The following is an 18,250-nucleotide window of genomic DNA, read 5'->3' as shown; positions in this document are numbered from 1 at the left end:
GGGCGGCGAGGGCGGGTGGCGAGGAGGACGGTGTGGAGAGGCGGGGTCCGCGGGCGATGGGTCGGTGAGGGCGAGGGGAATGGGGCACGGGGCTCTCGCGAGCGCCCGCGCGGGTGGAAGGCGAAGCCCTCACCGACCTGGAGCTGTTGAAGCATCCTTCCCCGCCAGCCGCGCAGGCGAGGTGGCGTCCTCGAAGCTCCCGAGAGGGTCGAGCAGCCACTCGTCCAGGAGAGTAAAATGGAACCAATGGCCAGCGTGGACGACCTTCTCTCCGATGCACTCAGGCTCACGCCCGAGGAGCGTGCTCGGCTCGCGCATGAGCTGCTGCTCAGTCTCGAGCCGGAGGGAGAAGCTCCAGCGGCCGAGACCGAGTGGGCCCGAGAGCTCGAACGCCGCGCCCAGGAGGTCATCAATGGCACGGTGGAACTCGTCAGTCCCGAGGAGGCTCGACGCCAGATCGCCGAGCGCCTCGAGCGGCTTCGCCGGGAGCGGTAGGCCCCGCCCGCATGCTTCTGCGTCTCCATCCGGAAGCCAACACGGAGCTGGCCGCGGCCTTCGAGTGGTATGAAAGGCAGCAGCTCGGGTTGGGCGCGGCCTTCTCGTCCGCTGTCTTCCGAGCGCTCGATGCCATTGAGGAGAGTCCCGAGACCTGGCCCGAATGGCCCGGAGTGCACCACACCCCGCCCATCCGCCGACTCCTCTTGCCGGACTTTCCCTTCGCCGTCCCCTACATGGTGCTCGAAGACCGCGTGGTCGTCCTGGCCGTCACCCACGTGCGCCGTCGGCCGGGGTACTGGCTGAAGCGCATTCGCCAACTCCGGACGAGCTGAAGCCAGGCGTCAGCAATGTCTGACGCCTCCGGTGACTCACGGTTGGATGGCTTGCGGCGGTCGCGGCTTGCGTGAGCTCGCCGAGACGGGCACGTAGCACTTGCCTTGGTACTCGGCGTAGTTGTCCCCGCAGGGTGGACGCTTGGCGAGTTCCAGCCAGCAGCCGCCATTGATCTCCAGCTCGTCCAGGTTGAGCTTGCAGGGCACCTTCGCCTGGTCGCTGAAAGGCTTCTCCGGCAGGGGATAGGAGATGGCCGCCGGGCCCACGTCGCCCGTGTCCACCGTCGTGGGCGCGTGATTCGCCGCCTCGGTCCGCACCACCACCGCGGCGGCCGCGCGCCTCGCGTCCCGTTCGCTCTGGTAGGCCCAGCCATGCGCCACCACGAGGTACAGCACCAGGGCCATGACGCTCAGCTCGATTCTGTACTCCACCCCCAGCCCCAACAGCCGGCGCGCACTCGAGGCCCACCGCTTCAGCTTCCGCTCCGGCTGCCGCATCAGGTGACCGCGCGCTTCGTCGCTCCACTCCATGCGCTCCACCATGCGGGTGAGCACCTCGGAGATCGCCGCCAGCACGGCCAACCTGCCAGAGGCTGGCGCCTGCTCGATCTCCACCGCCAGGTACGGCGGGCGGGCCTTCATCGTGATGCGCACCCGGCAGTCCTCCTCGGGCTCGCCGCCCACCTCGGGTCCTGGCAGCAGCACCAGCGCGGGCTTATCCGTGTGCACGTTGTGCGCCTCGTAGAGCCAGCCGAGGTCTCCCATCCCCGGGTCCTCGCTCCTCTGCCGCCTGCCGAGCCGGAACGGCCCCAGCCGCCCGTCCTTCCCGCGCTTCGCGTCCGTCATGCGAGTGCCTCCTCTCCCCTCTTCTACACTCCGGCTTGTCCCCCGTCTCGCGGGGGTGCAGCGTCACCACGCGGAGAGGTGACCTATCATGTCGCGTTGACGGACACCATTTTTGAGGTCACTATGCGCCGCATATGAGCGGTCGGAAACGCCGGGCCACCTTCGAGGATGTGGAGGACGTATCCATCAACTGCGTGGGGGAGCTCATCGGAGACGCGTTGTTCTCCAACTCCCGCCCACTGCCGCCCCAGGTGCGAGCCACCTCGCGACTCGGGATGCTGTTGGGAGCCCCCTTCGACCTGGGCGAGGGAGGACCCGGAGGCTGGGTCATCCTGAACGAACCCGAGTTGCACCTGGGGGATGATGTCTTCGTGGCGGACCTCGCGGGCTGGCGCCGCGAGCGGATGCCGGAGATGCCGAAGACGGAGATCTACACCCTGGCCCCCGATTGGATCTGCGAGGTGCTCTCACCCGCCACGGCGGAACTGGACCGGGGCACGAAGATGGTGGCCTACGCCCGCGAAGGCGTGGCCCACCTGTGGTTCGTGGACCCGTTCCAGAAGTCGCTAGAGGCCTTCCGGCTGGAGAACCAGAACTGGACGCCGCAGGGGAACTGGAGCGCGGACGCCCTCGTGCAGGCCGAGCCCTTCACGGCACTCGCGCTGAGGCTCGCGCCCCTCTGGGAGTGGTGACGGCATGAGTGGGTCGAAGCGAAGGGCCACCTACGAGGACCTGGAGACCGTCCCTCCCAACTGCGTAGGGGAGATCGTCGATGGCGAATTGTACGTGAGCCCTCGCCCGGCCTCGCCCCATTTCCGGGCTGCTTCTCGGCTCGGGATGCTCTTGGGCGGGCCGTTCGACCTGGGCGAGGGAGGGCCCGGAGGCTGGCTCATCGTGGACGAGCCCGAGCTGCATCTCGGGGATGACGCCCTGGTGCCTGACCTTGCGGGCTGGCGTCAGGAGCGCATGCCTGAGATGCCGCACACAGCGGCCGTCACCCTGGCCCCCGACTGGGTCTGTGAGGTGGTCTCGCCGGTCACGGAGGCGCTGGACCGGGACAAGAAGATGGCGGCCTATGCCCGCGAAGGCGTGAGCTACGTGTGGTTGGTGGAGCCGCTCCAGCGCTCGCTGGAGGTCTTCCGGCTGGAGGGCCGACATTGGATTTCGCAGGGGCACTGGCGCGGAGACGTCACCGTGCAGGCCGAGCCCTTCTCCGTACTCTCGTTGAAGCTCACGCTCCTCTGGGCGCGGTGACCTGGTTCGCATGGCCACTACGGACGAGTTGCTGCTCGGTCTTGAAGCAGAGGGAGGTGACGTGAATGTCGAGTGGACCAAGAACTTGAGCGCCAAGCCCGAGAGGTCATCGGCGGCGAGGTGGAACTCGTCAGCCTCGAGGAGGCTCGACGCCACATAGTCGAACACCTCGAACGGCTTCGCCGGAAACGGTAGGCCTCGTGCGCGCCCTGTTCAGGCGAGTCGCACCATCGCCACGTCAGACAGCCACGAGCCGCTGCCCGCGAATGAGCAGACCCCCATCCTTGTCCCACCCCACCTGACTCGACCGGCCAGCGACTTCGGACTGCTCCCAGCAATGTTGCTCGGGAACGCCCGGTTCATTCGGAGACATGAGCTTGATGCGCTGGTCTCCGTCCGGCACACACAACCGGATGTGGATGGGATGTGGCGGTTGGATCTTCCCGGCCAACTCCACCACTCCGCGGTCGATGAACGGGGACACCAGTACCACCCGGAGCTTGGGAACCTCCGGACAACCTGCCGCCCTCAAGGCTTTCTCGAAGGCGCGTGGATAGAGCAGGAGTTGGGCGAGGGTGTCCTTGGAGGCCTTCACCTTGAACTCGACGAGGGTGAGGCCCCCCGCCTTGTTCCGCGCGACCAGGTCCAGGATGAGCGCACCAATCCGCACCTCGGCGGCGCTCGGTTTCAAGAGGGGAACCTCCGGGTCGATGTCGTCCCAGTGGTGCTCCTCGACGTAGACCCGGAATTCACGCTCGTTCGCCGTCCAGAGATCCAAGGCATCCTCCTCGGAGTGCACGATGGCATGAAGGGGCCCGGTATGCCACGCAGCACATACATATGCCGTACCTTCCTGGAACCCAGGAATGGCGAATCCAGACCTCACTACATCCAGGGACCAAAGCCACATGAGTCGCCCGGCACCTTCTCTACCTGGGTTCTATTCTGGCCATGCATTTGCAGCGTCTTCAGGAATCCGGCATAATCGACAGGTCGACTCGTGAGTGAGTAAGGGGGCCTTCATGGCGTGGACGGAAGAGCGTATTCTAATCCTTTGCAAGACCTATCCATCACCTAGCTTAAAATACACCGAGACGTCCTGCGTTGCTGGAATCAATGAACTCGACAAATTCCGGCGCCTCTATCCGGTCCCGTTTCGCCTCATTCGGGATGAACAGCAATTCAAGAAGTGGCAGTGGATCAATGCACGGATATACAAATCGAATACGGACAATCGTCCTGAAAGCCATAAAATATATGTCGATACAATCCGCTGTGACCCAAACAGCATTTCGACCCAAGACAACTGGCGCGATCGCCGAAAATGGCTTGAGAAACTAACAATCTATTCGAGCTTTGAAGCCATCGAAAGCCGCCGGTCCCAAACCAGCGAAAGCCTCGCACTACTTCGACCGAAACGGCTCCTTGGATTGGATGTCGAGAAAGCCGAGAGTCCAGATTGGACTGAAGATGAGAGGGCGAAGCTGCTGCAGGCTCAGGTGCAGGGTGACCTGTTCGATCAGCGGGAGGAGGCAAAGGAGCTGCGCTCGTTGCGGAAGTTGCCATTCGACTTCTATTACCGCTACGAGTGCGACACCCCTGAAGGCCCCATCGAAAGGCGTCACAAACTAGTGGACTGGGAGGTTGGCGCACTGTACTGGAACTGCCGACGATCACATGGGAATGGCTGGGAAGAACCATTCCGCGCCAGGCTCGAAACCGAGTTCGCGAGCAAGGACTTGATGATCCTGATGGGGAACATCCACCGGTTCCAACACCAGTGGTTGATCATAAGCCTCATCTATCCGCCCAAGCAGCGCCCCCTGGCAGAAGCCCAGGGAACCCTCTTCTAAGGCAAACGACCAAGCAGGACGCATCAGGACAGATGGACGGGCGCAAGATCACCAGCGCGAGAGGAGGCAGCGCTGGCCACCAAGCTGCGATGGCAGAAGTTGAAGTCCGACTCGAAGCAAATGAGACAGGCCGTCTTCGTGCGAGCAGTTCCTACTAGCTCGGCAATGGCTTCAGTCTGGGTTGACAGATATGCATTGAAGGCCTTGACATAGGCGGCCCAGTCAGCGTCCACCTTGTACCGCTCGCGGATTGGCTTCGGGCAGCCCAATGCAGGCATGTGAATGTATTCAAGGCTCGAAGAAGCAAGCGCGTCCGAGAGCGAGTTCTTGGAGAAGCCCCTCTTGCGGGACAGAGGAAGCTGGCGAACGTCGACGACAAGCTGTACGCCCATCTTGCGCATGCGGGCTGTGAAGTCTCCGATGTCGAGACCTTCGTAGCCAAATGTGTAGAGGTTCTTCGTGTGAGGGCCGCTTGGGGACATAGCTGGCCGAGAGTAGGCTGTGTTAGAGGCAGTTTCCACACGGGACTACAGGGCGCGTTCGTGCAGCAACGAGCAGCAGGCATCGAGCGGTAACCGGGCAACGTCAGGACACTAGCTCGCTCACGAAGCCGCAGCCTGGAGGGGCGAGTCATCCCCTACACGGCCTGCGCACATGTGGGCGGTTGGGCATGCACAAGGTCCCCCTTTAAAGAGCCTGCGCCAGGGACGAGCCCCTCGCAGGGTGGTTCTCCTTCGCCGCTCCCCTGTTCACCTGTGGTAAATCCCGTCCCTCGATGGCGACGAGCGACGAGCTGACGACAGCAGACCTGGAGCGGTTGTCACGGGCCGAGGCGCCCGACCTCGCGGAGGCCGTGCTGGCCTTCCTCGAGCAGCCCGACAAGGAGCCCGACACGCTCCCCCAAGGGGCCCTCTCCCTCAACGGGCTCCTCAACCTCCTGCGCCAGTCCCAGTCCCTCCACGGCGCCGAGGCCCGCCACACCGGCGCCCGCGACGCCTGGCAGCGCTTCCTCGCCCAGAAGGACGTCCCGCTCCCCCCGCGCTTCGCCCTCGCCGACCTGCTCGTCGCCCTCTACGAGCGCAACTCCAACGCCTCCCGCGCCGCCCTCTTCGAGCTCGCCCGCAAGGCCGACCTCCGCTTCGGCCTCTGGGGCGGCCTCAAGCGCATCTACAAGCTCGCCGAGGAGCGCCACGACGCCGAGATGTTCGGCGTGCTCGCCTGGCGCTTCGACACCGAGCGCTCCAACCCCTACCGCAACCGCGACGTCTCCCGCGGCACCCTCACCTACCTCCAGCGCCGCGCCTGGCGTTACCTGCGCCAGCTCGGCCAGGGCGTCCCCGAGCTCTACCCCCAGTTCGCCATCGAGGTGCTCCGCCACTACGAGCCCGACACCACGTGGCGCTCGTGCTGGGTGTCCAACCACCTCTGGGCCCACGAGGCGGACAGCTACTCGGCCAGCTCCTTCCCCATCGAGCCCCCCAGCGACATGGTGAAGAAGCGCGCCTTCACCGACGCGTGGAAGCGCTCGCCCGATGCGCTCATGCGGCTGCTCGACACCTGCCAGTCGGACCCCGCCGCCCGCTTCGCGATTCAAGGCCTGCGCAAGGACTTCCCCGACACCCTGCGCGGCAACGTCACCCCCGCGTGGCTGGACCGGCTCGCGCGCCGCCCGCTCGCCAGCGCCCACGAGTTCCTCATCGAGACCCTCCAGGGCTCGCCCGAGTTCCACCAGGGCAAGCTGCGCGCGCTCGGGCTGCACGAGGCCGTGCTCGCGCTGCTCCTCTCCGAGAGCAACAAGGCGCGCACCTACGCCATCGAGTACGCCCGCGCGCACGCGCAGGACATGGCCGCCGAGCGCCTCGCCTCGCTGCTGGTGGAGAGCGGCAACCCGGACGTGAAGGCCTTCGCCGCCGCGGTACTGGAGAAGCGCAACCCGCGCGAGCTCGGCCCGGACTTCCTCGGCCGGCTGCTCGTGCACAAGCAGACGGCGAAGTTCGCCGCCAAGGCGCTCGAGCAGAGCTTCGACCGCGCCGAGCTCACGCAGAAGTTCCTCTTCGACATGCTCTTCGGCGACGAGGAGCAGCGCGAGTGGGCGGCGAAGTACCTCAAGGCGAAGTACGGCAAGGGCGAGCTGCCCGTGTCCTTCTGGAAGGCGCTGCTGGATGACGAGCGCCTGGAGGAGTACGGCAGCGAGGTGGAGGACCTGGCGCTCGAGTCGCTCAAGGCCTTCAAGCCCGCGGACCTCGGCGCGGACTGGCTGCTGGACCGCTCCATCCACCCGAGCTTCGGCGACACCGTCTCCGACTGGCTCACCGAGGCGGACGCGCTGCCGGGGCTGGACGTGGAGCGGGTGAAGGGGCTCGTCTTCAACGCGAAGTACCGCCAGGTGGCGCTGAGGCTGCTGGGCAACCGCAAGCTCTTCGCCCCGCGGGACGTGGGGATTCCCTGGCTGCTGGCGCTCGCCCGGCGCGCGGACCCGACGCTGCACGAGTTCGCCCACCGCTATCTGCTGGAGAACGTGGCGCCCGCGGACTTCAGCGAGTCCGGGGACGCGAGCGCGGGCCTGGAGCGCCTCTTCGAGCTGGCGCTCGGCGCGAAGCAGCCCGCCCCGGTGCGCACCTTCGCCCAGACGTACCTGCGCTGCCACCACCCCGTCATCGGCCCCGAGCAGCCCGAGTCCAAGTCCTACCAGCTCAAGCCGAAGGCGCCGCGCAATGCGTACACGCCCGAGCGCCTGTGGCCCGCGCTCTTCGATGCGCGCGACGACGTGCGCCACTTCGCGCTCGCGGTGACGCGCGTGGAGCTGCGCGCCTGGGGCTGGCACACCCGCGTGTACGAGCTCGCCGAGGCCAACGCCAAGGAAGTGCGCAACCTCGCCTATGACGCGCTGCTCGACGCGGGCGAGGAGGGCGCCGACAAGCGCCGCACCCTGACGCCCGACGAGTTGGATGCCGTGAAGGTCTTCACCCTCACCGAGAGCACCAAGCGCTCCACGCGCGAGGTGGCCGTGGAGCTCATCCGCCGCCACTACGCGCGGCTGGGCGGGCCCGAGCGGCTCGCATGGCTGATGGAGAGCGCGGACCGCGAGGTGGGCCTCTTCGCCATCCGCCTGCTGTGGGAGAAGCACCGGCCGCTGCACCTGCCCGAGGGGTGGAAGCCCTCGGGGGCCACGGAGTCTCCGGTGGCCGCCACCGAGCGCTTCGCCAACGTGGAGGCGCTGCGCACCTTCCTGCGGCGCATGCTGTTCGGCCTGCCGCCGGGGCGCTCGAAGGAGGGCCGCGAGGGCAATGTGGTGCGGCGCGTGTCGGCCAGCGAGGCCAAGCGCCGCGTGATTGAGCTGGTGCGGGATTTGGGATTGGAAGACGAGAGCTTCGCGCGCGTGGTGGCCCCGGTGCTCGGTGAGTTCACCGGCTCGCTGGCCAAGGGCGAGTGGCAGAGCTGCCTGGCATCGCTGGTGAGGCTGCGCGCGGCGCACCCCGGCGTGGAGCTCGGAGGATTCTGACGCATGGCCCACCACCGGGGCACGCTCATGAAGGGCACGTTCCCGCCCCTCATGGTGGTGGGTTGCATGCTGGCGGCCGGTTGCGCCACTCCGTCCCCGCCGAACTCCACCGCCCGGGACGCCAGAATCGCGCGAGGTCCCTGGTCCGAGGTGCCCGCCGTCGAAATGCCCACGGGGGATACCTCCATCCCCATTGACCTGCTGCGGGACGTGGCCGAAGCGCTCCTCAGGCGTCCCGGCGCCAAGGTCTGTGACCCGGTAACGAAGAGGCCCATCGTGGGCCTGTCCACCGAATACTGCTCGACGGTGTATGTCGCCGGAGACCGCGAATCGCTTTCCTGGAGGGTGACCGAGCCCATCCAGGGAAGCCACAATTCATGCCGCCCGCTCTTCGTGGTCCAGGATGGTGACCACCCGGCCTCGCAGGTGTGGGTCGTGGGATACGTCCACAACCATCCGTGTGGAGCACCGCCCTCCTCTCGTGACATCAGGGTATGGCCGACCGATGCATTCGACCCCTCCATGGCCATGGCCGAGGTCCGCCTGATTCCAGGCAACCCGGCTCCGGCGGTCTACAGAGACACGGGCATCGAGATGGCCTCCGCGCTGGTGGCGGCGAGCCCAGATGGGACACGTCTCTTCCTGCGCTACTTTCCAACCGGCGAAATCCAACAGTGGAGTGCGGCGAAGGCCCGCTGGGTCTCGCTGGCTCGCTGCAGCCCGGGTGAAGAGGGGCGCCCGCCCCAATGCGATGAGCCTCTGCGGTTGTTGCGCGAGTAGGCGCCAGTTCAGGAGAGAAAGATGCTCAAGGCGTATGCGCTCGCAGGGCTCGCGGTGGTGCTTCCGGGGTGTGTCACGCCCGCCACGGCCTGGAAGGGAAACGTCGAGTGGCTGGATGATTACTCGGGCAAGAACATCGTCCCGTTCATGGAGGCGGGGGCCGCACTCGCCGCGGCGGCTGCCATTCGTGAGTTGGTGAGCCAGAGCCTTGCCGCGGATCCAGGTCTGTTCTGGGGGTGCTCGAGCCCCGAACAGGGACTGGACGTCGCTGTCTACAAAGGCCCTACGCCGGGCCTGTATTACGTGATGGTGGAGGAGCACTTCGACCGGTGCAGTGGCCCACGCTACCGCGTCCTCGATTGGTGGCATGTGTACGCGGTCACTCCGCAGGGTGTGGTGGTGGGCGAGGCCCCGCCCCCGCCCGCAGACGACGACTTCTTTTCCCCTGCACCTCCCAGCAGCCCTCCTGCACAGCCCGAGCAGGCACCGCCACCTGCCGCTGAGCATCCAGGTCCCGGAGCCGATACGCCCCCCATGCCGCCCCCCTCAACCGCGCCTGCTCCCGCGCCCACTGCTCCCGAAGCTCCGCCTCCAGCCCCGGTGCCAGCCAGGCCGGAGCCCGCTTCGACGCACCCGGAAGGATCACCCGCGGCGCCTCGACTCCCCTGACGGCGTCCCCTGCCCGTCCGCGTCCCAGCCGTCCCCCTCATGCACTGTGCTAAACACCTCCGCCGGGCCGAAGGGCCCAATCTCGCGGAGGCCGTCATGGCTTCGCTCCCGCGGTCGCGCGCGACGCACCCCGGCGTGGAACTCGGAGGATTCTGACGTATGGCTTCACTCGCCATCGGCCATTACGAGAAGGTCCGCGCGCTCGCGGCCAACGCGCGCCTGCTGCTCGTCGGAGGCGCTCGCGCTTCCGCCCTCAGCCGCCTCACCGCCTACGAGCCCTCCACCAACAAGGTGGCCTGGAGCGTGGAGCTGCCCGCCGCCGTGCTGGGGCTCGCGCTCGCCGGGGACAGCTGGGTCGCCGCCTGCGCGGATGGAGCCGTGCGCATCGGCGCGCTCGGGGACGGGGCCGTGCAGCGCGAGGTGAAGGAGGCCCACAAGGGGGCCTGCACCGCCGTCGCCGTGAACGCGGACGGCACGCGCGCCTTCACCGTGGGCACGGATGGCTTCCTGCGCGCCTGGGAGCTCACCAAGGGCAAGCGCGTGCACGAGTGGCAGGCCTCGGCCCAGCCCCTGCGCGTCGTCGCGGTGGACCCCACGGGGACGTATGCCGCGTGCGGCGGGGATGACTCCGTGGTGCGCTCCTTCACGCTCGCCAACGGGGCCCGCCGCGACATGCCCGGCCACGAGGGCGCGGTGCGGGCGCTCGCCTTCACCCCTCGCGACGGGCGCCTCGTGTCCGCCGGGGACGATGGCAAGCTGCGCATCTGGTACCTCGTGGGCGCCGTGGAGAGCGAGGTGCGCGGCGACAAGGACTCGGGCCATACCGGCGCCGTGCTCGCCCTGCTCTTCCCGCCCACGCCCACCGCCGAGCGCGGCGAGGAGGCCGCCGACCGCATCTTCTCCGCCGGAGATGATGGCAAGGTGAAGGCGTGGCGCCTGGACGAGCGCCGCAAGCCACGCACGCTCGACTGCGGCAGCAAGCCCGTGCATGCCATCGCCTTCGCTCCGCCGGTGAGCGCGCGGCAGGCGAAGTCGCAGCTCGGCTTCGTCTACGCGGGCGGCGAGGACCGCACGGTGCGCCGCTTCGAGCTGGACACCGAGGGCAAGCCCTCCACCGACGCGACTTCCTTCGCGCATGGCTTCGAGCTGCTGGAGGAGTCGCGCCGGGGCAACCGTCCCAAGCGCGAGGCCGCCGTGCGCGAGGCCGCCGCCCTCGAGGAGCCCGAGGCGCTCGACTTCGTCCTCGCCATGCTCTCCTCGGACCGCGAGCACGAGGTGCGCAAGCTGGCCGCCGAGGAGCTGGGCCGGCTCGGCCGCACCGGGGCCCGCGCGAAGCTGCGCGAGAGGCTCGACGACGAGCACCCGGTGGTGCGCCTCACCGCGCTCGAGTCGCTCGCCGCGCTGGAGAAGGAGTCCCCGCTGGCCGCCCCGCGCGCCGCGCTGGACTCGCGGTATGCGGACACGCGCATCGCCGGGCTGCGCCGGCTCGCAGCGCTCTCCGGGGCCTCGCCGCTGGTGCCGGGCCTCATCGCCAGCAAGCTGACGGACTCCGACGGTGCCGTCACCATGACGGCGCTGGACGCGCTGGTGCAGGTGTTCCCCAAGGACAGCACCGAGCCGCTGAAAATGGCCTTCGAGCGCGGCCCCGCGCACCTGCGCGCCGAGGTGCTCATCCGCACCGCGGGTGCCGGTTGGCTGGGCTCGCCGCAGTTGCAGCCCCTGGTGGCGCGGGCGTTGGATGACGCGGACGGCGAGGTGCGCCGCGTGGCCTTCACCGTGCGTGTGCTGGAGCGCCGGCCGCTCGCCCACGTGCTGGAGGAGAAGGACGAGGACTTCTCCCGCGCTGCCCTCGAAGTGGCCCGCCGCCTCGCCTGGCGTGCCCGCCGCTCGCAGCCGGGCGAGACGGGGACGAAGGCGCCCACGGACGAGGAGGCCCGTAGCGCTCGCGCCGCCATGCCCGCCACGGGCAAGGCCGGGGCCACGCTCACCGAGTCCGATCTGGAGCCGCTGCTCGCCGCCATGGCCTGCCGCACTGCGGACACCGCCGTGCGTGGGGCTCGGGGCCTCGCGCAGCTCGGGGATGCCCGGGCGCTCGGCGCGCTGCTGCAACTCTCTCGTGAGCCGGACGCGGCCATCCGCCGCCAGTCCACCGAGGCCCTCCGCGCCCTCCAGGACGCCCGCGCCCGCGAGCGCCTCGTGTGGATGCTGGACGACGAGAACGCCGACGTGCGCGCCACCGCCCTCGACGCGGTGGTGACGCTCGACACCGAGGCGCCCCTCTCCAGCGCCGAGGCCGCCCTGCGCTCGTCCTTCGAGGACGTGCGTGTCCGGGGCCTGGACAGGCTCGTGAAGCTCCCGGGCAAGCGCTCCGAGGCCTCCGTGCGCCTGCTCGGCGATGCGCTCGAGGACGAGTCCGCCAAGGTGCGCGACGAGGCCTTCCGCACCCTCTGGGCCTGGAACGAGAAGAATCCCCAGGAGGCGCTGGACCGCGCGCTCTCCGGCCGCTTCCCCGACCTGCGCCGCCGCGCCGTGGACGAGCTCGCCGCCCGCATCAAGGAAGGCTGGGCGCTCGAGCGGCTGAAGAAGACCGTGGGTGACCGCGATGCCGGTGTGGCCCAGGCCGCCTACGAGGCGTGGGTGAAGCACGTGGGCAAGGAGCAGGCGGAGCCGCACCTCGCAACCTTCGACACGGCGCACGCGTCGCTGCGCGCCCTGGCCGCGAAGAGCTCCACCCAGGCCCCCGCCGAGACGATGCGCTCGCCGCTCCTCAAGCTGCTGCTGGCCGAGGAGCCGCAGGTCTACCTCGCCGCCATCGAGGCGCTCGACAAGCTCATCAAGGACGAGAACGGGCCCCTGCTCGCGGGCCTCGGCTCCAGCGAGCTGCCGCTCAAGGTGCGCGCGGCGGAGTTGCTCGCCGCCCGCGGCGCCGAGGACATCATCGAGCCGATGCGCAACCTCCTCACCGACAAGGAGTTGCAGCGCCTCTACCCGGCGGCCTTCCTCGCGCCGCTGCGCCACCGCGCGGCCACGGCCCTGGCCACCCTGGGCTCGCGCCGGCTGCTGTCCTTCTTCGCCACCACGCTCCTCAAGGACGACGCGGGCGAGGTGCGCGAGCAGGCCGCCCGCGGGCTCGCCACCGCCAGCCGCCGGGGAGACGAGGGCTACCTGCTGGACGCGCTCGGGCACGCGGATGTCGCCGTGCGCTCGTGGGCCGCGGATGGCCTGTCGCGCCTCGGGGACACGCGCGCCCTGCCCGTCCTCACCGGCAACCTGCGCCACGAGCACCAGCCCATCCGCATCGGCGCCATCCTCTCCTTCGCGGCGCTCGGCCCGGACGGGGACAGTGGCCTCTTGCACGGCCTGGAGGACAGGGCCCGCGAGGTGCAGGAGACCGTCTTCGCCATCATCCTCGCCCGCGACTTGCGCGCCTCGCGCCGGGGCGAGCCGCCCGACCTGCTCACCAGCGCCCTCTCCAGCGGACGGCCCGAGGTGCGCTACGCCGCCGCCCGCGCGCTGGAGCTGCGCACCGAGACGGAGGCCTCGCACGCCCACCTGGTGGAGGTGCTGCAACCGCCCCGCCCCGAGAAGGCCGGCGACATGAAGGACTGGCCCGCCGAGGACGAGCGCGCCCGCCGCATGGTGGGACTCGCCGAGGCCCTCGCCAGCGACGTGCCCGAGCAGCGCTACGCCGCGGCCCAGGTGCTCCAGCTGCGTCACAAGCCGCTCGACTACTTCCGCGAGGCCGCGAAGGTGGCCCGCCCGCGCTCGCTCGAAGCGCCGTGGAAGCCCGAGACGTCGCCCGTCACGCAGTCGCGCCCCGTGGAGGAGAAGCCCGCGCGCAACTGGCTGCGCCGCCTCTTCTCCACCGGCACCGGCAAGGCCGCCACCGCCGAGCCCTCGCCCGAGGCGCTCGTCTCCGCCGAGAAGCAACACCTGCGCCGGCTCGCCTTCGGTGCGTACGTGGGCCTGTTGCGCCAGGTGTCCTCGGGTGACGACGAGGGCCACCGCGTCCGCCGCGACGCCGTGGACCGCGTGGTGAAGCTCACCCAGGAGGGCCATGCCGGCACGCCCGCCGCCGTGGCCGCCCTCCTGCGCGCCCTCGAAGACCCCCACCAGCTCGTGCGCAAGGCGGCGCTGGCCGGACTCAAGGAGCTGTATCCCTCGGGCTCCGACGAGCCGCTGTCGCTCGCCCTGGCCTCGCTCTCTCCGGACGTGGCCCGCGCCGCGCTGGATGAGCTCGCCGCCCGGGGAGAATCCGCCAAGGGCCGCATCTCCGCCGCGCTCAACTCGCCCCTGGCCGACGTGCGCAAGTACGCCTTCGAGCTGCTCGAGCGCCTCAGCCCTCCGGGCAGCCTGGAGCCGCTGCTGGCCGCGCTCGGCAGCGAGCACGCGGATCTGCGCGTGGGCGTCATCGAGCGCCTCGCCGGAGCCAACGACGCACGCGTCACCGAGGCCCTCGGCCGCGCCGCGGGCAGCGAGCACGAGGACCTGCGCCTGCGCGCCGCCGAGCTGCTCGCCTGGCGCCAGGATGACCGGGCCGTGGAGGTGCTCGCCGCCTTCCTGCGCTCGGAGAACGCCGCCGCCGTGAAGCGCGCCCAGGAGGCCCTGCCGCGGCTCGGCTCGGTTGCCGCGGTGGGAGCGCTCGCCGCCCGGCTGCGCACCGCCACGGATGCCACCGAGCGCCTCGCCCTGGTGAAGGCCCTCGGCCGCACCCGCCGCCCCGAGGCCGTGGACGCGCTGGCACGGCAGCTCGACGACGAGAGCAATCCCGTGCGTCTGGCCTGCGTGGAAGCGGCCATGGACGTGGCCACCCCGCCCAAGAAGGACGAGCGGGACGAGAAGGACGAGCCGAAGCGCGACGCGGCCCTCGCCGTGCGCTTCCTCCGCGCGGCAGTGCGCAACGCGGACCCGATGGTGCGCAAGGCCGCCGCCACCGAGCTGGAGCAGGGCGATGACGTGGGCCAGGACGAGCTGCTCACCGGCCTCTTCGCGGACCGGGACGTGACGGTGCGCATGGAGTCGGTGGCGCGCTACGCCTCGCGCGTCATCCACAAGGGCGCGAAGGTGGAGCCCCTCGAGGAGGTGCTGCGTGGCGGGACTCGCGAGCTGATGCTCCCCGCCGCCGAGGGCGTGGCCTCGCGAGGCCGCACCAGTGCCCTGCGCCCGCTGCTGCTGTACGTACGCGCGGGCGAGGAGGGAGAGCGCGAGCGCGCCCTGCTGGCCCTCGGCACGCTGGGAGACGCGCGCGCCCTGTCCGAGCTGGAGCAGGTGGCGGCCGGTGGCACGCCCGAGGCCCCGGTGGAGACGAGCATGGTGGCCGCGGCCCTCGAGGGCCTGGGCCGGCTCGCGCCGAAGCTGCCCGAGGGTGAGGACAGACGCCGCGCCGAGGAGAAGGTGGAGCTCGCCGCGCTGGAGGCCAAGGACGACGAGTCGCAGAAGGCCGGCGTCCGGGGCCTGCGCTACATCGGCGGCGAGCGCGCCCGCTCCCGGTTGGAGACGCTCCTGCGTGACGACGGCGGCACCGGCAACGAGGTGCGCACCGCCGCGGCCCAGGAGCTCGGCAAGCTGGGAGACGTCGCGGCCGAGGGCGCCCTGGCCTCGGTGCTGGACGACTGGGACGATGACCTGCGGATGGCGGCGCGCAAGGCGCTCGACGCGCTCTTCCCCAAGGACCGCGTCCGGGTGGAGTTCCTCGCCGTGGCCAGCGAGCAGGAGGACATCTCCGAGCCCGCCGCCAGCTACCTCGCCACCGAGGCGGACCCGATGCTGCTCCTGCCGCGTCTGGCCACGCTGGAGGCGGAGGAGCTGCGGCAGCGGCTGCGCCGGGGACTCGTGCGGCGCGCGTCGCTGCCCGCCGGAGCGCTGGCCATGCTGCTCGGCCACGAGAAGCCCTCGGCGCGCGAGGAAGCCGCGTGGCTGGTGGGCGCACGCACGGGTGAGCAGGAGCCGGCCCGGGCCTGGTCGGCGGAAGACAGGGCCACGCTGGGCCGCGCCGTCACCACCGCCGAGCGCCGCACCGCCACCGAGTGGGCCTCCATGCCCGAGCCCAAGCGCGAGCCCCTCGCCAACGCGTGGGCCCGGTTGCTGTGGGCGGGCTCGCGCCTGGGCGTGAGCGAGCTGGCCAAGGCCGCGAAGGACATCCTCCAGGGCGGTGAGGCCAAGGCTCCGGCGAGAGTGCGCCTCGAAGCGGCCCGGGCACTGGGCCGGCTGAACACCGCCCCCGAGGCCCTGCGAGCCGCGCTGTCCGACCCGGACGCCGAGGTGCGTGAGGCCGCCACCACCGCCCTCGCGGGCATCGCCCCCGAGCGCGCCGCCGAGTGGGCGCTCGCGGTGCAGCCGTTCGACCCGGTGGCCACGGGCCCCGCGGGAGGAGCGGTGCGCAGTGCCAGGCAGCTCGCCTCGTCCGACGCCCGCCGCATGGCACTGCCCTCGGTGCTGGCGGGCAAGGAGCTGGAGCCGCTGCGCCCGCTGGCCACGAACAAGGACGAGCAGGTGCGGCAGGATGCATGGGCCGCGCTGGGCCGCCTGGGCGGAACCGAGGCCGCGGAGCTGCTGCGCGGCCAGGCCTTCGACAAGAACCAGTCCGTGGAGCTGCGGAAGGCCGCCTACCGCGCCCACAAACGAGCACTCCGCGCCGCCGAGCGCGCCCGGACGAAGGAAGGGAGCCCGTCGTGAGCACCGCCACCACCCACGCCGTCGAGCTGCGCTACGCCACCACGAGTGACGTGGACACGGGCGCCGACGCCTCGCGCCTCCTGCTGGCCCTCGAGGGCTCGCGGGGCACCGTGGGCGTGCGCGGCCGGGTCCGCGAGCCCGCGCTCTTCCGGGATGCGCTCGCCGCCGCGCTCGGCATCCTCTCCTCCGACTTGCGCTACCGGGGCAAGGACCGCACCGCGTACCTCGCCTACCTGATGAAGCAGGGCAAGCGCGCCACCGCCCAGATCTGGGAGGCGCAGAAGGCCTTCCTGGAGCAGTCGCTCGAGGGCGAGCAGAAGGCGGACGCGGTGTTGGATCCGGTGCTCACGGTGGATCCGGACCAGGTGTCGCTGGAGGTATTCTCCCGCGACGAGAGCGCGTACGCACGCCTGTCCTTCGACAACTCGCTCTTCGAGGGCCGCGAGGCCGCGCACGGCTCCACCTTCCTGGACGTGCCGGCGGACCTGCTGGCCAAGGTGGACCGGCTGCGCACCTACGTGCCGGTGTCGCTGGAGGCCCACGTGGCCCTGCCCGCGCGCGGCGCCGAGGCCCGTCCCGCTCGCAACGTGGAGGTGCCCCACGCCTGGCTGCGCGGCTTCCTCCAGGTGCAGTCCGCCGCCACGCTGCCCGCGAGCACCTGCACGCTCGCGCCGATTGATTTGTACAACCTGCTCTTCGCGCTGCGCACCCGGAAGGCGAAGAAGGCGCCGCGCGCGCTGCGCTTCGAGCTCGTCCCCGGCGCGCAGCCGAGACTGGTGCTGGAGCCGTGGGAGCTGGTGCTCGAGTGCCACGGGCCGAAGTACCAGGGCAGCACGCCCGCGGTGGTGCGCACCTTCGGACGGCAGCGGCTGGCGGCGCTCGCGAGGCTCCTGCCCCATGCGCAGGGCGTGCGCGTGCAGATGCTCGGGCCGGGGCTGCCGGTGTTCTGGGTGATGGACCTGGGGCCGGCCACGCTGACGCTGGCGCTCACCGGGTGGACGGAGAGCGGCTGGTCCAGCGCGGCGGCCTTCGATGCGCTCATGCCGCGCGCGGTGCCGGACGGGCTCGCGGAGAAGCTTCGCACCCGGCTGCGCAAGGAGGGCCCGAAGACTTTCGAGGAACTGGCCTCGGGCACGGATGCGCCGAAGGACGCGGTGCGCGGAGCGCTGCAGCTCGAGTGCCTGCGCGGGCGTGTCTTGTATGACATTGCGAAGGGGACCTACCGGCCGCGCGAGCTGCTCTCCACGCCGGTGGACGAGGCCGTCATCCGCTACGGCAACGAGCGCGAGGAGCGGGCGCACCGGCTGCTGGGAGACGGCGGCGCGGGAGCGGGCGAGGTGAAGCTCACCAAGGTGCACGAGGTGGTGGGCGTGGGCACGCGGCTGAGCGGCGAGGTGGTGGACCGCGAGGCGGTGCGCAGCTTCTTCCCCGGCTTCCTCCTGGATTTGGAGGGCCGGGTGCGCGAGGCGAACTGCGGCTGCCCGCACTACCGGCGCTCGGGGCTGCGCGAGGGCCCGTGCGAGCACATGATTGCGCTGCGGCTCGCGTACGCGCGGCAGCGGGTGCAGGAGGAGGCGCTGCGGCAGACGCCGAAGGGCCGGGCGCTCATCCGCGCCGAGACGCGCTCGTACGTGCGGCGCGACGAGTCGGGCCAGGAGCAGGTGTACCGCGTGTCGCTGGACGGCAAGCTGGTGTCGGTGGAGTGGGGCCCGCGCCTGGGCGAGCAGCGCCACCAGCGGCTGTGGTTCGACACGGACTCGGAGGCGCGCACGGCCTATTTCACGCGCCTGGAGTCACTGGCGGCCGAGGGCTTCATCGACTCGGTGGGCGGGACGGTGTAG

The 18,250-nt window shown here is 70.3% G+C and carries 12 protein-coding genes; 9 read left to right on the top strand and 3 right to left on the bottom strand.

Annotation, left to right across the window (positions count from 1 at the left end; genetic code table 11):
• The first annotated feature begins 237 nt into the window (after positions 1-237).
• Positions 238-495 (top strand): addiction module protein, encoded by a 258-nt coding sequence (locus ACJ8AN_RS16075; RefSeq protein ID WP_407756238.1) that lies wholly within the window; start codon positions 238-240, stop codon positions 493-495.
• An 11-nt stretch (positions 496-506) separates the two neighbouring features.
• Positions 507-830 (top strand): type II toxin-antitoxin system RelE/ParE family toxin, encoded by a 324-nt coding sequence (locus tag ACJ8AN_RS16070; protein ID WP_407756237.1) that lies wholly within the window; start codon positions 507-509, stop codon positions 828-830.
• Positions 831-866: 36 nt separating this feature from the next.
• Here ACJ8AN_RS16070 and ACJ8AN_RS16065 read toward each other — a convergent pair whose 3' ends face one another.
• A complete protein-coding gene (locus tag ACJ8AN_RS16065) occupies positions 867-1,676 on the bottom strand; it encodes a hypothetical protein (RefSeq protein WP_407756236.1) in 810 nt (269 codons plus the stop codon).
• A gap of 134 nt (positions 1,677-1,810) precedes the next feature.
• Between ACJ8AN_RS16065 and ACJ8AN_RS16060 the strand changes: the two genes are divergently transcribed.
• Complete coding sequence (locus tag ACJ8AN_RS16060; RefSeq protein ID WP_407756235.1) at positions 1,811-2,368, top strand: Uma2 family endonuclease; 558 nt, start codon at positions 1,811-1,813, stop codon at positions 2,366-2,368.
• 4 nt (positions 2,369-2,372) lie between these two features.
• On the top strand, positions 2,373-2,930 hold the full coding sequence (locus ACJ8AN_RS16055) for a Uma2 family endonuclease (protein ID WP_407756234.1): 558 nt from the start codon (positions 2,373-2,375) through the stop codon (positions 2,928-2,930).
• 238 nt (positions 2,931-3,168) lie between these two features.
• Here the strand turns inward: ACJ8AN_RS16055 and ACJ8AN_RS16050 are convergent, their stop codons facing one another.
• Complete coding sequence (locus ACJ8AN_RS16050) at positions 3,169-3,708, bottom strand: hypothetical protein (RefSeq protein WP_407756233.1); 540 nt, start codon at positions 3,706-3,708, stop codon at positions 3,169-3,171.
• A gap of 244 nt (positions 3,709-3,952) precedes the next feature.
• Between ACJ8AN_RS16050 and ACJ8AN_RS16045 the strand changes: the two genes are divergently transcribed.
• On the top strand, positions 3,953-4,783 hold the full coding sequence (locus tag ACJ8AN_RS16045) for a hypothetical protein (protein WP_407756232.1): 831 nt from the start codon (positions 3,953-3,955) through the stop codon (positions 4,781-4,783).
• A 23-nt stretch (positions 4,784-4,806) separates the two neighbouring features.
• On the opposite strand, the gene ACJ8AN_RS16040 is transcribed toward ACJ8AN_RS16045, so the two are convergent.
• Entirely contained in the window at positions 4,807-5,265 is a 459-nt protein-coding gene (locus ACJ8AN_RS16040; RefSeq protein ID WP_407756231.1) for a DUF488 family protein, read from the bottom strand.
• Positions 5,266-5,558: 293 nt separating this feature from the next.
• Between ACJ8AN_RS16040 and ACJ8AN_RS16035 the strand changes: the two genes are divergently transcribed.
• The 4 genes from ACJ8AN_RS16035 (at position 5,559) to ACJ8AN_RS16020 (ending at position 18,250) form a co-directional block, all read left to right on the top strand.
• Positions 5,559-8,285: a hypothetical protein gene (locus ACJ8AN_RS16035; protein ID WP_407756230.1), complete on the top strand. Its 2,727-nt coding sequence runs from the start codon at positions 5,559-5,561 to the stop codon at positions 8,283-8,285.
• Positions 8,286-8,288: 3 nt separating this feature from the next.
• The gene (locus ACJ8AN_RS16030; protein WP_407756229.1) at positions 8,289-9,065 is read left to right on the top strand and encodes a hypothetical protein; all 777 of its coding nucleotides are present in this window, start codon (positions 8,289-8,291) and stop codon (positions 9,063-9,065) included.
• An 828-nt stretch (positions 9,066-9,893) separates the two neighbouring features.
• Entirely contained in the window at positions 9,894-16,409 is a 6,516-nt protein-coding gene (locus ACJ8AN_RS16025; RefSeq protein WP_407756228.1) for a HEAT repeat domain-containing protein, read from the top strand.
• Positions 16,406-18,250: an SWIM zinc finger family protein gene (locus ACJ8AN_RS16020; protein WP_407756227.1), complete on the top strand. Its 1,845-nt coding sequence runs from the start codon at positions 16,406-16,408 to the stop codon at positions 18,248-18,250. The genes ACJ8AN_RS16025 and ACJ8AN_RS16020 overlap by 4 nt, the downstream gene beginning before the upstream one ends.

Origin of the sequence: Archangium sp. (assembly GCF_045802675.1) — a bacterium.
Classification (GTDB): Bacteria; Myxococcota; Myxococcia; order Myxococcales; family Myxococcaceae; genus Archangium.
The sequence above is the reverse complement of the archived record's forward strand: the minus strand, read 5'-3'. Positions and strand labels throughout refer to the sequence as shown.

Bases quoted from the DNA above. Each gene is read 5' to 3' on its own strand.
- ACJ8AN_RS16060 (WP_407756235.1), top strand. From the start codon at position 1,811: ATGAGCGGTCGGAAACGCCGGGCCACCTTCGAGGATGTGGAGGACGTA.
- ACJ8AN_RS16075 (WP_407756238.1), top strand. From the start codon at position 238: ATGGAACCAATGGCCAGCGTGGACGACCTTCTCTCCGATGCACTCAGG.
- ACJ8AN_RS16055 (WP_407756234.1), top strand. From the start codon at position 2,373: ATGAGTGGGTCGAAGCGAAGGGCCACCTACGAGGACCTGGAGACCGTC.
- ACJ8AN_RS16070 (WP_407756237.1), top strand. From the start codon at position 507: ATGCTTCTGCGTCTCCATCCGGAAGCCAACACGGAGCTGGCCGCGGCC.
- ACJ8AN_RS16065 (WP_407756236.1), bottom strand. From the start codon at position 1,676: ATGACGGACGCGAAGCGCGGGAAGGACGGGCGGCTGGGGCCGTTCCGG.
- ACJ8AN_RS16040 (WP_407756231.1), bottom strand. From the start codon at position 5,265: ATGTCCCCAAGCGGCCCTCACACGAAGAACCTCTACACATTTGGCTAC.
- ACJ8AN_RS16025 (WP_407756228.1), top strand. From the start codon at position 9,894: ATGGCTTCACTCGCCATCGGCCATTACGAGAAGGTCCGCGCGCTCGCG.
- ACJ8AN_RS16045 (WP_407756232.1), top strand. From the start codon at position 3,953: ATGGCGTGGACGGAAGAGCGTATTCTAATCCTTTGCAAGACCTATCCA.
- ACJ8AN_RS16030 (WP_407756229.1), top strand. From the start codon at position 8,289: ATGGCCCACCACCGGGGCACGCTCATGAAGGGCACGTTCCCGCCCCTC.
- ACJ8AN_RS16035 (WP_407756230.1), top strand. From the start codon at position 5,559: ATGGCGACGAGCGACGAGCTGACGACAGCAGACCTGGAGCGGTTGTCA.